26 protein-coding genes are annotated in these 18,191 nt (G+C 58.6%); 1 reads left to right on the top strand and 25 read right to left on the bottom strand.

The features are described 5' to 3' along the window. Nucleotides 1–23 precede the first annotated feature (23 nt). The 24 genes from ACI2KS_RS10350 to ACI2KS_RS10235 form a co-directional block, all read right to left on the bottom strand. A complete protein-coding gene (locus tag ACI2KS_RS10350; RefSeq protein ID WP_404619744.1) occupies nucleotides 24–974 on the bottom strand; it encodes a hypothetical protein in 951 nt (316 codons plus the stop codon). Next, nucleotides 971–2,701: a hypothetical protein gene (locus tag ACI2KS_RS10345; RefSeq protein WP_404619742.1), complete on the bottom strand. Its 1,731-nt coding sequence runs from the start codon at nucleotides 2,699–2,701 to the stop codon at nucleotides 971–973. The genes ACI2KS_RS10350 and ACI2KS_RS10345 overlap by 4 nt, the downstream gene beginning before the upstream one ends. 14 nt (nucleotides 2,702–2,715) lie before the next feature. Then, complete coding sequence (locus tag ACI2KS_RS10340) at nucleotides 2,716–3,156, bottom strand: hypothetical protein (protein ID WP_404619740.1); 441 nt, start codon at nucleotides 3,154–3,156, stop codon at nucleotides 2,716–2,718. Further along, nucleotides 3,156–3,515 carry a hypothetical protein gene (locus ACI2KS_RS10335; protein WP_404619738.1) on the bottom strand — a complete coding sequence of 120 codons (360 nt, stop codon included), beginning with the start codon at nucleotides 3,513–3,515 and terminating at the stop codon, nucleotides 3,156–3,158. The genes ACI2KS_RS10340 and ACI2KS_RS10335 overlap by 1 nt, the downstream gene beginning before the upstream one ends. Nucleotides 3,516–3,517: 2 nt before the next feature. Further along, nucleotides 3,518–4,033 carry a hypothetical protein gene (locus ACI2KS_RS10330; RefSeq protein WP_404619736.1) on the bottom strand — a complete coding sequence of 172 codons (516 nt, stop codon included), beginning with the start codon at nucleotides 4,031–4,033 and terminating at the stop codon, nucleotides 3,518–3,520. After that, nucleotides 4,030–5,226, bottom strand: a complete 1,197-nt coding sequence (locus ACI2KS_RS10325) for a hypothetical protein (RefSeq protein ID WP_404619734.1) — start codon at nucleotides 5,224–5,226, stop codon at nucleotides 4,030–4,032. Before ACI2KS_RS10325 ends, ACI2KS_RS10330 begins: the two co-directional genes overlap by 4 nt. Beyond that, complete coding sequence (locus ACI2KS_RS10320; protein WP_404619732.1) at nucleotides 5,226–5,876, bottom strand: hypothetical protein; 651 nt, start codon at nucleotides 5,874–5,876, stop codon at nucleotides 5,226–5,228. Before ACI2KS_RS10320 ends, ACI2KS_RS10325 begins: the two co-directional genes overlap by 1 nt. 3 nt (nucleotides 5,877–5,879) lie before the next feature. After that, nucleotides 5,880–6,275: a hypothetical protein gene (locus tag ACI2KS_RS10315; RefSeq protein WP_404619730.1), complete on the bottom strand. Its 396-nt coding sequence runs from the start codon at nucleotides 6,273–6,275 to the stop codon at nucleotides 5,880–5,882. Nucleotides 6,276–6,329: 54 nt separating this feature from the next. After that, the gene (locus ACI2KS_RS10310) at nucleotides 6,330–6,722 is read right to left on the bottom strand and encodes a hypothetical protein (RefSeq protein WP_404619728.1); all 393 of its coding nucleotides are present in this window, start codon (nucleotides 6,720–6,722) and stop codon (nucleotides 6,330–6,332) included. A 9-nt stretch (nucleotides 6,723–6,731) separates the two neighbouring features. Then, a complete protein-coding gene (locus tag ACI2KS_RS10305) occupies nucleotides 6,732–7,850 on the bottom strand; it encodes a N4-gp56 family major capsid protein (protein WP_404619726.1) in 1,119 nt (372 codons plus the stop codon). A gap of 240 nt (nucleotides 7,851–8,090) precedes the next feature. Next, a complete protein-coding gene (locus tag ACI2KS_RS10300) occupies nucleotides 8,091–9,047 on the bottom strand; it encodes a hypothetical protein (RefSeq protein ID WP_404619724.1) in 957 nt (318 codons plus the stop codon). 23 nt (nucleotides 9,048–9,070) lie between these two features. Then, complete coding sequence (locus ACI2KS_RS10295) at nucleotides 9,071–9,235, bottom strand: hypothetical protein (RefSeq protein ID WP_404619722.1); 165 nt, start codon at nucleotides 9,233–9,235, stop codon at nucleotides 9,071–9,073. After that, the gene (locus tag ACI2KS_RS10290) at nucleotides 9,232–11,412 is read right to left on the bottom strand and encodes a genomic island protein (RefSeq protein ID WP_404619720.1); all 2,181 of its coding nucleotides are present in this window, start codon (nucleotides 11,410–11,412) and stop codon (nucleotides 9,232–9,234) included. The genes ACI2KS_RS10295 and ACI2KS_RS10290 overlap by 4 nt, the downstream gene beginning before the upstream one ends. 1 nt (nucleotide 11,413) lies before the next feature. After that, entirely contained in the window at nucleotides 11,414–12,955 is a 1,542-nt protein-coding gene (locus ACI2KS_RS10285; RefSeq protein WP_404619718.1) for a hypothetical protein, read from the bottom strand. A 3-nt stretch (nucleotides 12,956–12,958) separates the two neighbouring features. Beyond that, on the bottom strand, nucleotides 12,959–13,327 hold the full coding sequence (locus ACI2KS_RS10280; RefSeq protein ID WP_404619716.1) for a Gp49 family protein: 369 nt from the start codon (nucleotides 13,325–13,327) through the stop codon (nucleotides 12,959–12,961). 114 nt (nucleotides 13,328–13,441) lie between these two features. Continuing rightward, nucleotides 13,442–13,822 carry a hypothetical protein gene (locus ACI2KS_RS10275; RefSeq protein ID WP_404619714.1) on the bottom strand — a complete coding sequence of 127 codons (381 nt, stop codon included), beginning with the start codon at nucleotides 13,820–13,822 and terminating at the stop codon, nucleotides 13,442–13,444. A 435-nt stretch (nucleotides 13,823–14,257) separates the two neighbouring features. Further along, nucleotides 14,258–14,602: a DUF551 domain-containing protein gene (locus tag ACI2KS_RS10270; RefSeq protein ID WP_404619712.1), complete on the bottom strand. Its 345-nt coding sequence runs from the start codon at nucleotides 14,600–14,602 to the stop codon at nucleotides 14,258–14,260. Then, entirely contained in the window at nucleotides 14,599–14,994 is a 396-nt protein-coding gene (locus ACI2KS_RS10265; RefSeq protein WP_404619710.1) for a DUF551 domain-containing protein, read from the bottom strand. Before ACI2KS_RS10265 ends, ACI2KS_RS10270 begins: the two co-directional genes overlap by 4 nt. A gap of 174 nt (nucleotides 14,995–15,168) precedes the next feature. After that, nucleotides 15,169–15,366 carry a hypothetical protein gene (locus ACI2KS_RS10260; protein ID WP_404619708.1) on the bottom strand — a complete coding sequence of 66 codons (198 nt, stop codon included), beginning with the start codon at nucleotides 15,364–15,366 and terminating at the stop codon, nucleotides 15,169–15,171. Then, a complete protein-coding gene (locus tag ACI2KS_RS10255; RefSeq protein ID WP_404619706.1) occupies nucleotides 15,366–15,986 on the bottom strand; it encodes a hypothetical protein in 621 nt (206 codons plus the stop codon). Before ACI2KS_RS10255 ends, ACI2KS_RS10260 begins: the two co-directional genes overlap by 1 nt. Further along, nucleotides 15,983–16,423 carry a proteasome subunit beta gene (locus tag ACI2KS_RS10250; protein ID WP_404619704.1) on the bottom strand — a complete coding sequence of 147 codons (441 nt, stop codon included), beginning with the start codon at nucleotides 16,421–16,423 and terminating at the stop codon, nucleotides 15,983–15,985. Before ACI2KS_RS10250 ends, ACI2KS_RS10255 begins: the two co-directional genes overlap by 4 nt. After that, nucleotides 16,424–16,723, bottom strand: coding sequence for a hypothetical protein (locus tag ACI2KS_RS10245; RefSeq protein WP_404619702.1), 300 nt, complete (start codon nucleotides 16,721–16,723; stop codon nucleotides 16,424–16,426). Nucleotides 16,724–16,750: 27 nt separating this feature from the next. After that, a complete protein-coding gene (locus tag ACI2KS_RS10240) occupies nucleotides 16,751–17,074 on the bottom strand; it encodes a hypothetical protein (RefSeq protein WP_404619700.1) in 324 nt (107 codons plus the stop codon). Next, nucleotides 17,071–17,397, bottom strand: a complete 327-nt coding sequence (locus tag ACI2KS_RS10235) for an MFS transporter (RefSeq protein WP_404619698.1) — start codon at nucleotides 17,395–17,397, stop codon at nucleotides 17,071–17,073. The genes ACI2KS_RS10240 and ACI2KS_RS10235 overlap by 4 nt, the downstream gene beginning before the upstream one ends. Nucleotides 17,398–17,558: 161 nt before the next feature. Between ACI2KS_RS10235 and ACI2KS_RS10230 the strand changes: the two genes are divergently transcribed. Then, nucleotides 17,559–17,825 carry a hypothetical protein gene (locus tag ACI2KS_RS10230; protein ID WP_404619696.1) on the top strand — a complete coding sequence of 89 codons (267 nt, stop codon included), beginning with the start codon at nucleotides 17,559–17,561 and terminating at the stop codon, nucleotides 17,823–17,825. Here ACI2KS_RS10230 and ACI2KS_RS10225 read toward each other — a convergent pair. Next, complete coding sequence (locus tag ACI2KS_RS10225) at nucleotides 17,822–18,184, bottom strand: hypothetical protein (RefSeq protein ID WP_404619694.1); 363 nt, start codon at nucleotides 18,182–18,184, stop codon at nucleotides 17,822–17,824. The genes ACI2KS_RS10230 and ACI2KS_RS10225 overlap by 4 nt on opposite strands. Between the last annotated feature and the right edge of the window lie 7 nt (nucleotides 18,185–18,191).

Below are 18,191 nucleotides of genomic sequence, written 5' to 3'. Positions count from 1 at the left end.
CACTGAGCGCCGAACGACGCCCATCAGACGTTACCGGAACTGGAAACAATCTGAGCGTCCAGGGTGCCCACCGCGTTAGCTGCCTGGGCTGCGATTTGGCCAAATGCACCGGCGGCGCCGGCGTGAGCTGAACCAGTGGAATCCGCCGCATAGTTCTGGATGCGATGCCCGTCGATTTCGCCGTCGATGCCAGCCTTCGTTTCAGCAGCACGAAGCTTCAGCTGCTCCATGTTCACCTCGACGTTGTAATAGCTCGACAGTGCGTTGTAGAAGGACTGATACGCCGAAGCCTTGATCTGCGCGGACTGAGAGTCAAGCTGGTAGAGGCTGGTGTAGGCCCGGAACAGGTCAGCAGCAGTGTTCAGGATGCCCAGCTTTAGTTGGGTCGAAAGCTGCACGGCCTGCTGCAGGATCTGAAGCTTGATGTCGGCATCTTTAATGGCCTGCTCACGGTTCACGTCCAGCACAGCGTCGGTAGCCCGGCGCTCGGATTGAGCAAGCTGATCAATGAGCGCGCCTGGTGGCAAGGAAAAGCCGCGGGCAGAAAATGAGGATGACAGCGTGGCCCGCTCCGACCTGACAGTTCGCCCGGCTCGATCTCGGGATTGCTGCCACACGGCTTCGAACACGGTGCTGGCCATGCCGAACGGCGTCACCCCACTGATCACGCCAACGAGATAATCCTCGGGGACGTTCTTGAATCCGCTGTTGATCGAAGGGAAATAGGTCGCAAGCCACTGCTCAACCTCGCCGTTTACGCTGGCGATGTTTGACGCGGCGTTGTCGGTCCCTCCGAACAAGTCGCTGAACTTGGGCGGTTCCTGCAGGTTGATACTGCCGACCGAGTAAGAAAACGGGGTTTCCTTCAGTGTCGGCTTAGAGACGATGTTGATCCGGCCGGCACTACCCGACGCATACCCGATCGCCTGCTGGGCAAGTGCGAAAAGCTGGCTGTTGGTGCTGTCGATGCTCATCGCTTCGTTCTCCGGGAGCCTGTCGCGGCGACCCATTCAATGTTGTCGATCTCGGCGTAGGTCGCTTCCTCGCCTTCCAGCCGCAGCTGCCAGAACCTGGACGATGCGCCTTTGGCAGTCTCGATTCGCGCCTCTGAGCTGTCGCGCTGGATGAGGCGATAGGTCTGCTCGCGGCCAAAGTCGTCCGTCAGGCGCGCGTATGTACGTCCGTCGGTTTGGATGCCGAAGAAAATGTTCTCCAGGCGCTTGGTTCGAGGCGTGCCCTGGTCATCGGCGGCGAAGTCGATCAGGTAGGAGAGAAGGTCGCCGTTGTCCGTATCACCGCCAATCTTGTACAGGCCGTCCGGGCGTGTGGCCCAAAGATCTGTTCCGACGCGGCAGAAGCTGTTGAAGCCAAACCCGCTGTAACGGGTAACTGCACCGGTGGCGACGTTGGTTGCGTACTGAAGCGCCTCGTTTCTGGATTGGGACGAGTAATCGCTGATGGCCAGGCCGCTGCGCAGTACCGTCTCGAGAATCAGGTTTGCACTGGCATTGCTTGGCAGGGCCAGGATTTCAACCAGTTTCGCGTCGATTGCGATCATGACGTTGATGATCGTGCCGAGCGTCAGCGATTCAGAGATGGTCGCAAAGAGCGATGGCGTGAAGTCGGTAAGCGAGTCTGGAATTATGCCTTCGACGATCGCCGCCTCAAGCAGCTGATCTGTGTCATAACCCACGACCTGAGGGTCATCGAAGACCAGACGCATAGCCGTGTAGTAATCCTCTGAACTGTTCACTCCAGGCGAGACGTCGGCGCCTTGAACTCCGGCGTCGTTGGCAATGCCATGATCAACAGCTGACATGGCCATGTCGAACACGGTAACCACGCCATCAAGGCTGATGACTGGAACCACGGCGGTTGCCGAGTCTTTACCGGAAGCCGAGCCCAGCAGCAGCGTGGTCTCGTGCGATGTGATTTCCGGCGCCGAGCCAGGACTGTTGCCCAGGCTCAACGGGGCGAATGACGATCCCGACGCGACACTGCCAATAACTGGGCTGTCCACATAGTCGCCTGCGGCGTATAGCGCTGCGGTGATGGACTTGCTGCCGGTCGATCGAGTGCCGCTGCGGAATGCCTCTCCATTCACGACCGCCGTAACGACTCCGGCGATCCGCTGGATGCTTAGCGACGGGAGCACTGCCGGAGATACCGAAAAAGTGTGCTTGACCGCTCCGGACTCGTAGAACTGAATCGAGACACCGGAGGTGTACAGGCCGTGCTCTATGGCGGCGAAGCTTCCAACGGTGGAGTTTGTGCCGGAAATGCCACAGATGACGGCACCGCTTGGCACCGGCGGGAATGCGAATGTCAGCTCAAAGTCTCCGACAGGCGCAGCAAGGCTACGCGCCCCCGAGTTCCAGCCGGCTTGCTGATCTGTCGTGGATGTCGCCTCTACGCCGGGCGAGTATGGGACCGCTGGGTAGCAGGTGGTCACGCTGTCGCTCGGCACCATCGTAGGAATAAGGATCTGATCCACTACCTTTCTGCCGGTCGCGTCCAGATGGTATTTGACGATAGTGGGATAGCCCGGAGGCGTATCGACACCCTTGTTGATGAGCTGCTTGCCGTCGATGTAGACGACATTGTAGCCAGGGCCGGTGACGCATCGTGCCGGAGTGCCGGCCTGAGCAGGAACGCCAGCGTTATAGGTGGTTCTCGACCGCTTTGTCAGACGGTTGGCCATAGCGGTCTTCCCGATTAACCAGCGGCGATAGTGGCAGTGAAGTAGTTCAGCTTGCGCTCGTCGCCAGCGGTCCAGGTCAGCGCGCTGACCACCATGTCCGCGTCTTGCAGCCCTACCGTACCCTGCAACCGGATTTGACTGGTGGTCGCTGCGCCGGTGTCGCCTGTCGCCTGCATGCGGAAGAATGACGGCGTTCCGGAAGCCGCAATCTGGCCTTGCCACACTTCGGCAGGGTTCTTTTGCAGGGTCCCGTCAGCCGCAGCGGTGTCAAAGCTGACCCCGCCGCCGGCACCATTCAGGGAATAGGTGAGCAGCAAGACCGCATCGCCAGGGATGGCCGCGTCTGCCGAAGCTGGCGCCGTGCCGGACCAGACTTTGATGATTGATCCCGTCATGGCCGATTTGAACGAACTAGTGGACAGCATGCTGTTGCGAAGGCCTGTACTGCGCTTCATCAGACGTTACCCCCAGTGGTGATGTCGCCGGCGGCGATCGTGAATGTTCCGCTCGACACCTCAACCGGTGCGGTGAGCGGCTGGCGGTTGAATGCAGCGCCGCCAGTAGCCGCTGACCACATCGAGATATGCGTCAGGGTGACGGTTGATCCGACCGCAAAGCTCAAGCCAGCGCCAAGAATCGCAGTCCCGGAACCGGAATCGACATTGAACGTGGCCGGCTGCCGGGCATACCCGCCCCCAGACAGTTCGTTTGCCGTGGCCGAATCGCCAGGGTTGCCGCTGTGCAGGGCGATATAGACCGTCCCAGCGAACAGGGTCGGCAGCACGGAGTTACGTGCGGATAGCGTCAGGCTCATGATCAGGCCGCCGAAAGCAGGGAGATGGAAATGCCCAGGCGGAAGGTGGAGCCGGCCGGGACGTCGTATGGCGAGGCGAAGCGCGAGATCGACAGCAGGATCCCGCTGTTGCTCCCCTTGCCTGAGTTCGAGCAGAGGAAGCCACTGTAAAGGCGAGTCGCTGCGGTGAAGGTGAACTCGGCCTTAGTGCTCAGGTTGTCCACGCTGGACACGCCGTCATAGGTGTTCGACCAGATTGGCCGCGTCGCCTGGCTATAACCGGTGGCTTCTCCCACTGCCGCCGGCAGATCGGTCGCAGTCGTTGCGCTGCTCGGCACATAGTTCGAAGCGCCAACTCCAACGTACCAGCTTGAGTTGAGAGTTCCGGTACCGCGCAGCAGGCCGACAATGTGGTCAATGCCAGCCTGCGGAATGATGTTCGTGTAACTGCCGGAGCTGATCACCTCGCCAGTAGGCGACACGACCTCTCCTTTGAAGACAAAGCCGAACTTTGCCAGGCTTTCTGGAATGCTGGTCATGGGGTGACGATCTCCGCTTCGTAATAATCGCTGGCGGCCAACGGGTTCGGGCCTTTCTGTCCGCGCATGGTGGTGACAACCATCTGGTTGCCGTTGTGATCGATGACGCCGGATGCGCCGTATTGCGCCATCTCGGGCACGAAGTTGTTCTGGCTGAGCAGGGTCACGCTGCCGTCGAGCGCACCTACGGCCAGGCCGTACTGGGTCATCCAGCAAGCACGACCGTCAGGGAGAATTGATCCGGTACCCGGGACTGCGCCGTATTCGAGCTTTTTGCTCTGCACGACATCGCCGGTCTCTGGCGCCTGGAGGAAATAGGTCTTGTCAGCACAGACAAACACCCCGCCATCAACCTGCAGCACGACGCTGATGGCTGACGGGTATTGAAAGAAGTTCTGGGACATGTCGATCAGGTGCGGGCTCATGGCGACGGTGTGCCAGAGCGTGTCGCCGTCGGCGATCATCAGGATCGAGCTGAGGGACGCCATTTGATCGCCGCCTACTGGAGCACGAAGATTCAGCGTTTCAAGCCTGGACGTGTCATCACGCAGGTTCGCCACGATGTAGCTGGCCGAGCCTTCGTATTGCAGATACAGGGTTTCGGCGCTGGCAGGGCCCACGTACAGCCGCAGGATATGACCTGCAGGCAGAGTCGGCGGATTGAACAGTAGACCTCCACCGTCACTCACCGTGATTTGAATGGGGTTGACCGTGCCGCCCTCTTCGCCTGCCGCGTTTACGAGGGTAATCGCCGCCTGATAGGTGCCAGCCAGCAATGATCCAGCGGTAAGGGCGGGCGCCGGCTGGTCAGTGACGGTCGGAACGCCCCAGCGACGCAGTGTCGAGCCGTCGAACCTCAGGGTCTCGGTAGCCGTGCACAGGAAGAGTTCACTATTAAGTACCGACCCCACGAGGCGACCGCTTGATGCGATCTGCGCCAGGGTATGGATTGAGCCGGTGAGCGTGTCGTAACTCAGCAGCGATGCGCCGTCGGCAAACACGACACTCGATCCGATACTCAGGGCGCCGCGGGCATTGGATGCTGCGAATCGCCGGTCGTAGCCAGTACGAAGCCCGAGCGTGCCGCCTACCAGAGGGTCAAGGTTGACCAGGTCGCGCACGAAGCCGTCAGGTACGTCGCGGAAATTCGCACGGTTGTTGATGCCGCCTGACCAAGCGCTATTGCTCGCCATTACCAGTTGCTCCTGATGGGTCGGGAGCAGTCGCCACGGCGAAGGATGGCCGCCTCACGCATGTCCAGGCACTTGCTCAGGAACTCGGCGTAACGGTTGTTTGATTTTGACTTATCGAACGTCTCAGCATCGCTGACGTTGTAGGCCCGATAGGCCAGGTACAACAGCAGATGACGGCGATCCGATGGCAGGATGTCCGGGATTCGGTCGCACTTGCTCAGTTCTTTGACTGGGCGACGAATGACTTGCAGGCGAATCTCGCCTACTGCCGTGGGCGTCGGGTACAGGACCAAGATCCCGGCCGGGTTGAACCGAAAGTGGGAGCCGCAGCCGCCGAACGCCATGTAGTAATGAGGGCGATAATCGGAGGTGCACCGCTGCAGCCGGCATGAGGGGCTTCCCTCAATCCACGCATTGACCACGTCAAGAATGCACGGGTCGAGCTGAAAGCGATGTTCGCCAATGCCGTAAGGGATCAGCGTTACATCGCTTTCGTCGTCGTAGATGCTTTGCGACTGCTCGGCGAACTCCGTCAAAGCCTCATTGGTCCAGCGAACCAACTGATCATCCGACCAGAAATACGGCTGCTTTGTGTCCTTCTCGTCTTCACGGAAGGCTTTGATGAGGGCTTCGACGGTATCGTAGGCCATGGGTTATGCCAGCGAGTCTTGGAAGTGATCCCAGGCGTCGTTAGCCTGAGCACGGGTCACGTTGAAGCCAGCTTGAGCCTTGAGGGCCTTCAGGGTTGGCTTGCCTGTGTTGTCCAGGTCGTCTGCCTCATCACGCTCGATGATTGCCTCGATGGCCTTGATGATCAGTGCGCCGTTTTCGGAGCCCGACTGATCGTCGTTTCCGTCTTCTTCGTACTCGGTGCCCCGGTAGATGCAGCCGGCCTTCAGGGCATGCTTGTGAAACTTGCTCGGGATCACGCTTCCCTGTTGCCCGTCAGCAGGGTCGGTCTGGTAGACGCGGATGCTGTGCCCGGACGGCAGGAAAACTGGATAGGATTCTTCGCCCTTCGGCGGGAGGATGCGCAGTACTTCAGCCATGGTTATTGCCCCTTCACATGTTGAGATGCCCCGGAGAACCGGGGCGTTTTGGTATTACTCGGAGATTTCATCGCCTTTACGGTCGACGACATACTCGATGTACACCCGAGCCGCGCCGGCGGTTGCTGCTGCGCCGGTCTGGGCAAAGGTCACGGTCACCGGACCCTGGCCCGGAGTGATGTAACCAGTCGGCGTCAGTTGCTTGATGCCGGTGGTTTTCAGGTCGATACCGGTGCCGTAACGGGCTGGGGTGGCAGCGTCACCAACGTTCAGGGTCGCAGTGGTCGCCGAGTTGTACGCGGTGGTCACCACGACAAACGCGCGGATGACCATCGAGCCCTCAGGAAGCACGACCACGCTCTGCGTCGCGACAGTGGCGAAGTCAGTGGAAAGCATTTCGTTGTAGCCAATCACGGGCCACTGATGGTCGTAGTGGTAGTAGTTCATAAGGCCTCCTTAAACGCCCGAGTTCGGCAGATAGTGATCGACAGCGATCACGCCGAAGTCTTGAACCGACTTGTCGTAGATGCTGTAGAACTGCGGTTTTTTGAAGCCGATGAAGCGGTCCAGCGACACGCCCATTTGGGTGTCGTAGTTGAACAACTTCTCAACCCAGCCGGCGCCGCCCTGATCGATGTCAGCGAAGCCCAGCGCCTGGGAACCCAGCAGCAGAGTGCGGGTCCCGTTGATGTTGCCGCCTGCGCCCCACTTGCTACCCGCAGGTGCGCCCAAGGTGGTGTAGACCTTGTTCGATTCCTGGATGATTGCGCCGTCGACGGTCACAGTCGCGCCGGTGAACCATGGGTTGTTGTCGCCGCGCACGCCGGCGTTGGTGAGGCCGTTCTGCCACAGCGGGTCCATTTTCAGGGCCGCCAAGGTGCCAGGCTGAACCAGCAGTACGTAATACTCTTTGCCGCCGGAGACCACAGGACGGATGTGGTGCGACTTCGCGTAAGCGATGAGGTCCACGATCATCTTGTATTTCGGGATGCCAGTAGCAGCGATCGCGGCAGTGCTGCCGGCGATCAGATTAGAGCCGTCCCAGGCCAGATACCGTTTCGATGAGGGGGCACTCACGTCAGCGGCAAAAGCCAGACCCGGGAAGGCGGAACCGACACGAGCGGAGCCGTCAGTGTTGAAGTTGTAGGCGATGCCGGACAGAGTCAGGATTGCCAATTCATCAACACGCTGGGCCAGCCAGTTAGAGAGGCGGCCGCGGGCCATGCGGCGGAAGTCGATAACGGACTTCTGCTCGGCCAGCTTGCCTTTGCTGCGTACTGCGTTGGAGATCAGATCAATCTGGATCTCCTGGAAGTACGCCTGCATTTCTTCTTCGAAGCCTTCACGCATGTTGTCGCCGGTGACGCCATCACCGACAAGGTCAGCAACCAGGTTCATGATGACCTGGGTGCCCTTTTCGGTTTTGGTCAGCTCGGTGATGTGCTGGATGATTGCGGATTCGCCGTCGCCCAGGAATTTGTTCAGGAACATGTCGTCCCGAGCGGCTTCCCAGGTCTTTTTGGACCAGTAGACTTTTTGCTGCGGCTGAAGGGCCGCGAAATTGGTAGTTGCCATGAGGGCATTTCCTATGAAGGTGGCTTTTTGGTTCTGGGTATGTCGCCACCCTCGCGAGGACAGGTTTGAACGCTCCTGATGCGCTTGAAACGGGTCAGCTTTACGCCCTGCTGGCGAGAGACACCGTGACTCGGTGAGCGAGCTTTGCCGGACTGGAGTCACCCACTCAGAAGGCTGGGTGACGTCCTTGTCGCAATGGCTATGCAGTTACCAACTTATGTGACTGGATCGGTCCGTCAACTACACGATATCGCCAGCAAGCGCGGCCTCATCCTCGGCGGATAGGTTCTTCAGCTCCTTGGCGGTCATCTTCGAAACGTCCAGGCTTGACGCGCGCGCGCCGACACCCGCCGGTTTGCCTGGAACCCTGGCGGCACGGTCCAAGCCTTTCTGCAGGTCTGGTTTTACTGCGTCAGGCACCTTTGCAGCTGGCTCGGTCTTGGCTGGGGCATAGCGAGGTCCGATCTTCGCCGCCGCCAACTCCAGCGCTTGAGCAGGGGTCTTGCCCTTGGCTACAAAGTGCTGATGCCAGACCAGCGTCTCGTCGATCGCGTCTTGGTTCATGTCATCGCTGTCGCCACTGAGGAATGGGAACGCGGCGTATGCCTTGTTCAGCGCGATCTCAAACTCCAACTTCGAGCGATGCGCGTCATCAGTCTCCTTGTTCGCCTGATAGCGGCGGTCAGCGACCTGCTCGGCCTCGGCAATGGCCGACTTTCGCTCTTCTGTCCGGATTTCGGCCCGGATCTGCTTGGCCTTCGTGCTGTCACCGTCCAGGAATGCGGCTTGATAGCGATCCTCGGCATCGTCAAAGTCGTATTGCGGTGGCGCCTCTTCCTTCTTCGATTCGGCGGCCGGGGCTGAACCCTTGGCACGGGCCAGCAGCTCTTCCAGTTCGAGGACGCGGGCGCGATGAAGCTTGGCCTCTTCGTTGACCTCGTTGAACCGGGCGTGAGGGATCATCTTCGGCTTGTCGTCGCCGGCGATCGCGGCCAGGGTATCTGCATCGTATTCCGGCTTACCATTGGTGGGATCTGCGTCGATATCCGCGCCCGCATCGGCCAGCGCAGGCGCAGCAGGTGCGTCTGCCTTCCCGTCTTCAGGCGGCGTGTAGTCCTCACCGCTCAGCGCAGCCTCTTCGGCCAGGCGTGCGTCGATGTCTTCCTGCGATTCTTTCACTGCTTCAGCTTTGCTCATGGTTTGCCCCTAGGTATTCGTGATTACTTGGCGATCTTCTGCAGTTCGGCCATCTTCTCTTTGGCCAATGCCTGCGCGGCTTTCAGTCGTTTCGGGTCTTTCTGAATCTCGGCGGCCTCGGCCAGCGAACGAAGGTCCTGCTCAACCTTCCATTTCATGTCTTCTGCGGCCATGTCGGACTTGCTCATGCGGGTACTCCTTCAATGCGCTGGGTTTCGATACCGGTGTCCATGCCTAATGCTGGGCTCACCGGTGTGAGCGGGTTGGTGTTCTTGGGAAGGTCGAGCGCAGCCAGGGCCGTGCCGTTGTACTCGGGCACGATCGGCGCGGCGTTGTGATCGACATAGCCAGCGGACAGCAGCAAGGCGTCGGCGAGGCTGGCAGTTGCCGGGGTCTGCGCAATGGTTGCGGCGGTCTGGATGGCGCTGAACTGGGCCGTTACAGACTTCGCCACGGTATCGGCCCGAGTGTCGTCCGCCTGCGCCTTGAGAAGATCCAGGCTCGCCGCCGACTTGGCTGCATCGGCCTGGGAGCGAGTGGTCTCTGCCTGGGTCTTCTGCGCCTGGGCAGCAAGCAGATCGGCCTTCGCCTGAAGGGTCGGATCAACCGGTGCCGCAGGCTGCTGATCCTGCATCGCTTTGACGACCTCCTGCTTGTTAGACAAGTTTGAGTAGCCAACGATGTAAGACCACGGAATACCGGCGCCCTTCTCGTTCAGCTCGATCGCCTGCAGGAACTGGCTGTTCTCAAATGTGATCTGCGCCGGAGCTTCAGTGACAACAACGTCGTACTCGCCGATGGTCAAGTCATTCAGGATGCGTGCATCAGCCTGAGGCCAGTTCAGTGGGATCTCTGTGGTGGACTCCTTGCCGGATGGGTCGGCCTCGGTGATGCGCAGGATCCGCGGCTGGTCGTAATACATCTGGATCAGCTCAAGAATGCGCTGGGCGAGCATCGAGCGGGTTCGTGCCAGGTTGTCCAGTGGAACAGCCAGCTGTTGCTGTGCTGCGAACTGGCGCGTCTGGATGGCAATGCCTGAAACCTCATTGCCCTGGTTGCCGGACATCGCCTGATTCACGCCGGTGGCAGACTCAAGCAGCGCAGATGCTCGATCAATGATCCGGTCCATACCGGTTGGCACTTGGTTCGGCTGGATCTTCTGCGGGCGATCAGCGACAGCGGTTTCTTTCTTTACGACCAGGTGCAGGCCTGTCTCGGCGCCCCGGTCTGCCAGCTCGCCATCGGTCATGTTGACCAACGATCCAGCAGTGGTAATCCATCCGCTGTTGGCTGTGGTGTTGATTATGTGCAGCATCTGGCTCATCGACTTGTTGAGCAATTGCTGCGGGCCGATCGCGTCATCCACCAGGCCGCGAGTTTTACCGCGGCGGAATGTTGGGAAGAACGGAACGACGGTGAAGTGGTTGAAGGGAGACCAATCGTCGTGCAGCACCTTGTCCTTGGTGGTGATCAACCAGCGCACGCGACGCACCTTGCGCTTCTGACGGATTCCGCCAGCCGCCACCATGTCGTCTACGGCATTGGGGTTGATATCCTCAACCAGCCGGATGTCGCCGGTAGCGCTGATAACCACGTCCGCCAGGTCCATCTGCCAGAACTGGCGATCAATGATGCGGTAGCGCTTTGTGGACTTGTCGTCCTCGTCTTCTCCCGAGAATTCAGGGAAATAGGCATCGTCGTCACCGAACTTGGAGCGCTCTATGTCATCGGCAACCGGCATGAAAGTGTCGCCCGAGTAATCCGTGTCATCCAGCGACTTCACAGCCTTGGAGCCAAGCAGCATCTCGATCTCGACCTGAGTCAGCATGCGCGTGACGGTCACGTCTGCCCAGTCATCCGGGTCGTAGCTGTTGGCGTCCGGGTCCGGGATCACGTCCATCGGGTCCAGCAGATCGATTTTGACCTCGCCCAGAATTGTGTCGATGTAGCTCATGCGGATATCGAAATAGCCGCGCTGCTGGATGACGCCGTCGCTGAATACCTGCGTCTCCTTGTAGTGCAGCTGGTTGTTGTCAGCGATCTGCATTGCGAGTTTGGATAACGTACTGGCTGTCTCGGCATCGGCAGCGCCGGCACGTGGCCTGAACCCAATATCCATGCGGTTCCCGATCTGGTATCCCACTGCAGCGTTGATCTTGTTCTTGATCTGGTTGAATTCCAGTGCCGGGCGGCCCGCCTCGGTAAGAATCTGCACATCGATCGCTTTCCACTGGCATCCGCCGCCCAGGTAGTAGTTCTCGCATTCGCGAGCCTTCTCTACGTAGTCGCGGTGCCCACGATTCAGGCCGTACTCGTAACGGGACCAGTTGTCGGTCGCTTTCTGGTTTTCGGAGGCTTCGGCCATGTCAGGAACTCATCGCAGATTTTTGTCGGGAATTCCGGCTCAGCAGCTTCGCCTTCCAGTCTTCGGTGAATTGGTCGTCAGCGGAAACAGGCTCGGCGAATGTCAGAGCCAGTGCGTCGCCATCGTCGGGGGAGCGGCCAATCAGCTTCTTGGCGTCCTCCTTCGGCATGAGCTTGAGCTGCCCATTGCTGGTGTACTTGTCCTTGGCGACGGATGTCAGATCGCCGTGGAGCTGGTCGTCGTCGGGAATACTTGGCGTAATGTTGTCGTGAATCCATTCCGCCATTTCGCCCCACATCTCACAGCGCTTGTTTGAATACTTGCGCTTGTCAGAAGCGTCGCCGCCGAAATAAACCGAGGTGACACGGTCGCCGTAACCAAGCTCAACCAGCCGGTCGTAGATACCTGCGCCAAGCCCGCCGATGTCGATGAACATCATGCGGATAGTCTTGTCGTCCATCAGCATGCGCGCGGCTTGGCCTGCTACAACCATGGTGTCAGCGACGTTATTGCGCTCGATACCCCAGGCAACGCGGCCTTGACGGTGGATGAACGTCGAGGTGTCCCCGCCCCGCGCCGGGTCCAGGCCAACAACGTGAGCGCCAATGCGCTGCATGTGCTTGATCTGCTGCTTCCGCGCCAGGGAGACCTTCACGGTCTTAATCAGGGGCTTGTGGCCAACCTTCTGGAAGGCCAGATCAGGGGTGGCGGGGTATTCCTGGTTGAACCAATCCTCATCGCCGGCAAAGTCGGTATCGATCTTCGCGCGGCGCCAGGCCATTTGCTCTTCGTCGAGACCGTACGCCTCCATGTATTCGTAGTCGTCATCGCTCAACTCAAAGCCTTTCGGCGGCGTGCGGCGATATCCGCGCTCTACGAACCACGGGATGAAGACGGGCATGTAGTCGGACTTGCCGGCGACTGCCAGCGTCCAGAATTCGTGGTACAGGTTGCCCATGCCGTCTGCGGTGGACTCGATAATCGCTTCGCTGCCCTCGATCAGCGGCACAGTTTGGCCCAGTCCCGCCATGATCTTCTTGGCGTTGGACCAGAACGCCATTTCAGAGGCGTGCAGGTATTGAATTGTGTCGGACCGACCGGCGCCCGGACTCCCCGCTGTTGCCACCTTGTAGCCGCTGCGCAGCTTGGCGAATGACAGTTCGGTGCCTGAGTTGGCCTTGATCGCTGGGCGCAGCGTGTCGTCGCTCAGCTCGAAGAACGTCTTGGCCATGCCGAAAAGGTTCTGCGTGGCAGCGTCCAGGTGCGTAAGGATCATCGTGCGCTTACCGAAGCCCATGCACGTGCGCTTATAGAAGCGTGCCGCGACATAGGTGCTAATGCCCTGCTGCCGACCCTTGAGCACGATCACGCGGACCCAGCCATGTTCCGCCCGCTGCTCCTCGATGCGTGCATGCAATACCCGCTGCGCGTCGTTCCACACGAAGGGCAGGATTTCCCCGGCTTTCGTGCGAATCTTCAGATTGCGCGCACAGTACAGCTCATCGTCGGTGATGAGCTGAGAGAGCATGGCGTCGGCTGACATGGGCTACTGGGCTGCCTGATCAGCGAGTTGCTGCTTCAGTGCATAACCCATCAGAGGCCAGATTTTCTGCTCGGCGTTCTGGCGAGCGATCTTTTGTCCCAATTCGGCGTTGAAGTTCTCCGGACTGGCACAGGCAGATTCGCCCGTTACGGTGAAACCGTTTCTGAGCACGATCACGCAGAACGTCAGCAGGTCGAGACCTGAGCTGTAGTTGGACTGGCTTTGGCCTTCAGAAACCGCCACGCCGTGCACGCCATCACCGGCGGTGAAGTAGTAAACCGTCGAGATGTTCGCTTGCAGATCGGTAGGAGTGACGCGAGGTGCGGTCAGCCCCTTTTCCTGAATCTCTTTCTCAATCGCCGAATCGCTCATGCCCTGCCCCTATCTCGATTATCGAAATGACAGGGGCTACGCTATGTGACTGGATTTGTTGTGCAACAGGCGTGAAAAAGCCCGCAGCGTGGCGGGCTTTGCTTGCCGATTGGCTTATTTGACCAGACCAAGCTTCCTTGCTGCTTCGTAAAGGTCCTCACTTAACTGATCATCGAATTGCGGGTCGCGCACAAACGATGCCGTCATGCAGTCAATCATCTCGCCATCGTGAAGTTGCTTGCCGTCGTCGCGCATATAGTTGACGAATGGATGATTTTTGTATGAGGAAGATCCGATGCGCTGATACTCGTCCCCGAAAATCTTTGCTGGCTCACTTGTGTCAGTGCCATCTAACAACGAGTCAGGTAACTGCTTACGGCCAGGCTCTCGCTCATGGTAGGCGGCTGACCATGCCTCCAGCGTTTCCAGCGGCGGTAATGGTTCGTCGCTACTGTAGATACCACCTTGCTCGTCTGTGATCTCGTATTTGCTCATGTCATGCCCCCTGATGTGATTGTCGAATGACGTGACCAGAGTCTGTGACTGGGCATGATCTGCAACCAATAAAAAGCCCGCTGGCTTAAGGCGGGCTGCCGGTTACCCTGATCCGGCGCCTTGCAGGTGATCAGCCTGTTTGGCGGTGTAGTAGGCCATGTCCGCCTCGCTATCTGCGCGAGACACCATAAGGTTGTCGCCTGTACCGCACGCACATCAGTCGGCCTCGGGTCCATCTACGAGATTCATCTGCATCGAAAAGACCACCAGCAAGCGGAATCTGCCCTTTGTCAGCCCGGATCTGCTTTCGTCGCATCCAGATGGCGTGCACGCCGACTATCTGCCAGATGGTCTTTTCGATAAAGACGGAACGGTTCTAAAGTGTAGCGCCTGTCTCTCCAAGCTGTCCGCCTAATACCGTCGATCGCTGGCACATCATGTGCGCGCCTCCGGAGGGTCTGGCAATGGTTGCCAATGCGTCACTTCTCCGTAAACCTGGGTGTCGTCATCGATCTCCCTGAAATAGGTGCACGCATTCTGACCTCCAATCGCTATGAGCCTGGCGGCAGATGTGCGGCGCCCAGCACGGTCCGATATGACAATGAGTACCGTCTCACCTTCAGAGGGCATGATGCTCTCGCATTCTATCCATTTGCTATTTGGCACCATGGCTCTCCCCGGAAAATCCGCACCTTCGTACTTGTGCAGCTCAAGCGACTCCCATAGCTTGCGGGCAGCATCTGTCTTGTTGCGCATAAAGTCTTGATTGTCGCGATTCATGATTGCTCACCATCAATGCTTTGTGGCGGTTTCGGCAGCGGCTGCCAGTGCGTCACCATCAGTATCTCGCCTTCATCACTGTAGAACAGGCCATCGCCGTTTTGGGAGGATATGCTCTGCTCGCCATTGCAATATACGAGGACATCGGTGTGCGGCTTTGGCGGGCCGAACCTCGCATCCTTCCATAACTCGCGATCACCGAAGTCAAACAGGCGGGACAACGCAACCTGGAGCCTGTCGTCATCCTCTACGTATTCAACGATCTGCTCGTAACTGCACTGCTTGAGAAACATCCCGATTTCTCTGGGCCCGATCTCTTCGCGCTGCCCGTCAGGAGTATTGAGACGGTCATGAATTTGCTGTGCAAGACCATGCGTACATGTGGTTTTCATACAGACCTCACTCAACTGTCGCCAATGGCCAAATTGTACGCGCAAACGCCAGCGCCGCGTCACTATCCACATCAACCGGCATGATCATTGGAAACGGTGCGTGACGTGGCGTCGTGACGGTCCAACTCTTTTTGCGCACCACGATTGGCTGAGTAGACGCTTCGTGGCGCGGGTTCAAACCTGCGGTACCTTGGCAGATGAATACATGGCGAGACCCAATGCAGTCGCTTCGCCCATCCCGGCCACCAGTAGCCAATAACCGGTTGCGGTCATATCGCCGTAGCCGTCGAGAGTCGACAGCAATCCTACGACCAGCATGAGCGCGCCGATGATTACACTGTTAATTCCGAGAAGCTGCAGGAAGACATTCATCACTTCCCCTCCATCAGCCGCGCCAGGCGGTCTTCGTAGGATTCTTCGCTTGAGCCTTCGTCGATACCATAGGCCTGGCGCTCGAGCGCGATCAGCACTCGCAACGTCTCGCTCAACTCCTTGCTCATCTTCACGCGGCCGGGCAGCGACAGCGCGCCACGGAATGCCTGCTGCATCTTCTCGTACGCATCCGACTTACCGTCCTCGTCGCCATCCACGCTGTCGATGATATCGCGAAGCTGGGCGAACAGTTCGCGGTTATCGGTCATGGCCTCCAACTCTTCGAGCATCTTCAGCGCGAGAGTTCGATTGCGCCCAATGTCCTTGCGGTGGGCCATGCGGATATCGGCAACGACCTGAGCATTTCCGTCAACCACGCCTTTTTCGGTAGCCAGTCTTTCTGTGGATACCAGGGTGGATACCGTTGCTTTGGATACCAGCGCATCGGCCTTTGCTTTGATCTTGGCCTTTAGGTCGCGGACCCATCCGTCACGCTTTGCGCGCTTGTTGATAGCCCCATGAGTGATTCCCTGTGAGGAGGCGATCTCGCGTACAGAGAGAACACCGGCACGGTACAGACTCTCGATCAGCTCCCAGTCTGGAGCGGCCTTGTCGGTCATTGCGGTACACCTTCACCAAGCATCAGCACATGAACCTCGCCGCCCGTGTAGATGTCACGCTTCATGGCAGCTCTTACGACCTCCTCTGCGCTTGCCCCCATATCCATCGCGGCCAGTGCATATGGTGCGCCGCTGCTAATGGCGTCAGGGTTTGAGCGGTCCAGATCCATCCGCCATACACCGGTCTTGTCATCGTGACCGACCAGCATCAACTTGCCGTTGTGTACCACGAAGCCTGAGGATTCCACTGGATCTTTGGAGGGCGTGCCGAAGTAGGCAGCGATCAACGCCTTTTCATCGCAGACAGCGCCCGACAGGAAGAACATGGCGCCATCCACGACCTCGCATTTAGAGCAGGCGTCCGAAACGATCGATCCGTTCCGTGTCTGGCGGGAGTCATAGGCGATCACGCCGTCTTTGTAGGCGATGGTGGTCATTCACTCACCCGCTGCAACTGAAGCATTGGCTGGAACGAACTCTGCCCGGAATTCCTCGTCATTCAGCAACCGCGGCTCCCGGCCCTCGCCGTAAACGACCCACTGACCTTGCTCGACCCGAACAGACTGGCCGTCCAGTTCTATGCTGACCTCATGCTTAAGCAGGCCGTAACCAGTGTTCCTGATGGTACAAGAAGCCCCTGCATGCAAGGAGCGGACAAAGGCTTCTGCGCTCACCCCGTCGAACTGATGTGCACTGAAGGTTGGCTGAACTGGCGGTCTTTTGATGATAAAGGTCATGCGCACTGCTCCCGTGCTTGATGTTTATCAGTTGTGTCTATCGGTCGACTGGATGCAGTGCTCGCAGTTGAGTTTCTTGCACATCCAGCGCTTTACCTGCGGCCACCAGGTGACCATGAATATGTGCCTCATACCTGCGAATGCCAGTGATGCATGGAACGTAACTCCTGCAACGGTAGGGGTGATGTAGAGCGTTTCTGCGCGGGTGACAATGGCGTAACCAGACAGGGCGATGGCTGCGTAGATCACCTTCCCTACCACTCCATCCCTCACCCTTCGACTGAACACAGACCAGATCGCCCAAACGACGATTGCTGAGATGAACAATGTGCTGAAATTCTGCGTGGTCACGGATTGCCTCCTCCGAACTTGGAGCGAATCAGCGCCCAGATGTCGGCCGCCTTGATGGCTCTGTAGACAGCGATCATCAGAGATCCGCCGAACGCACCAAGGAGAAATCCGACGCCTGCCACATTTCCGGGATCGGCAATATCCAAGTGATTGCAAACCATGCCGGTCAAATAAAATGCGCATGCTACGCCGCTCAAAAGGAACACAGCCCAACCCTTCCAGTTCTCCAAATCACCCTTGTGCCACCAACTTGCGATAATGGAACCTATGAGCCCGGCGATAAGGACGTCTACCTTGTCAATGACGCGGGACAGGTACTCCATTCCTCACCTCCGCCGTCTTACTGCTGATTTCATTGGTCATGTCCGGCCCTTAGGCTGATTGCGTCTTGCCATCAGCGTATGTGACTGGATTTCTTGGGCAAGACTTGCGCGCATACCGTCAGTCACATGGACTGAATGCTCATTCAACCGGGGCACTTCACATGACTGCGAAACAATTCATCGGCTCGACTCCAGACTCCACTTACATGGCAATCACTGAGGTGATGGGCCTGACTGCCGATGCCCAGGACAATGGGGATTTCGACGCGCTTCTGGTTATCGGCCTGTCCGGCAATTCCGAAACTGCGGTGCTGGGCGGTGACCTGGACTCTGAGAAAATCACCCGCATCCAGGCGTTGTTGGACGAACTGAAGTGGCGCGCCGCCGAGAAAGGTGACGGCGATACCGTTCTTCGAGTCTTCCGTTAACCGTGCATCTTCCAACCTGACATGAAGGTGCTGCGCTTCAGCTCTGGAGCCAGCGCCTCGGTCCAATTAGCCCCTCTCATCCTTCGCATTTTCACTGTCTGCCACTTCAATCCCAATCGTGCAGCCCATTCAGCGGCCGGAAGACTGATGCCATCCCTTGTGATGACCGTTGCGCCTGCACACGTCGTGCTGCGTATCGGCTTGCGCGGGATACGGGTAACCAGTGCCAGAACAGGTGCCGTGAAGTCGATACACAGCTGCAGAGGCTGAGGGCCTAATTCGGCCTGCAGCTTCGGCACAAGCCGAAGACGAGGACGAACCGGCTGTGATGGCAACTCGAACGACAGCTGTTCTGGCATGGCTGAT

Source organism: Pseudomonas sp. NPDC087358 (assembly GCF_044900785.1).
Taxonomy (GTDB): domain Bacteria; phylum Pseudomonadota; class Gammaproteobacteria; order Pseudomonadales; family Pseudomonadaceae; genus Aquipseudomonas.
This window is presented reverse-complemented; position numbering and strand designations above follow the sequence as displayed.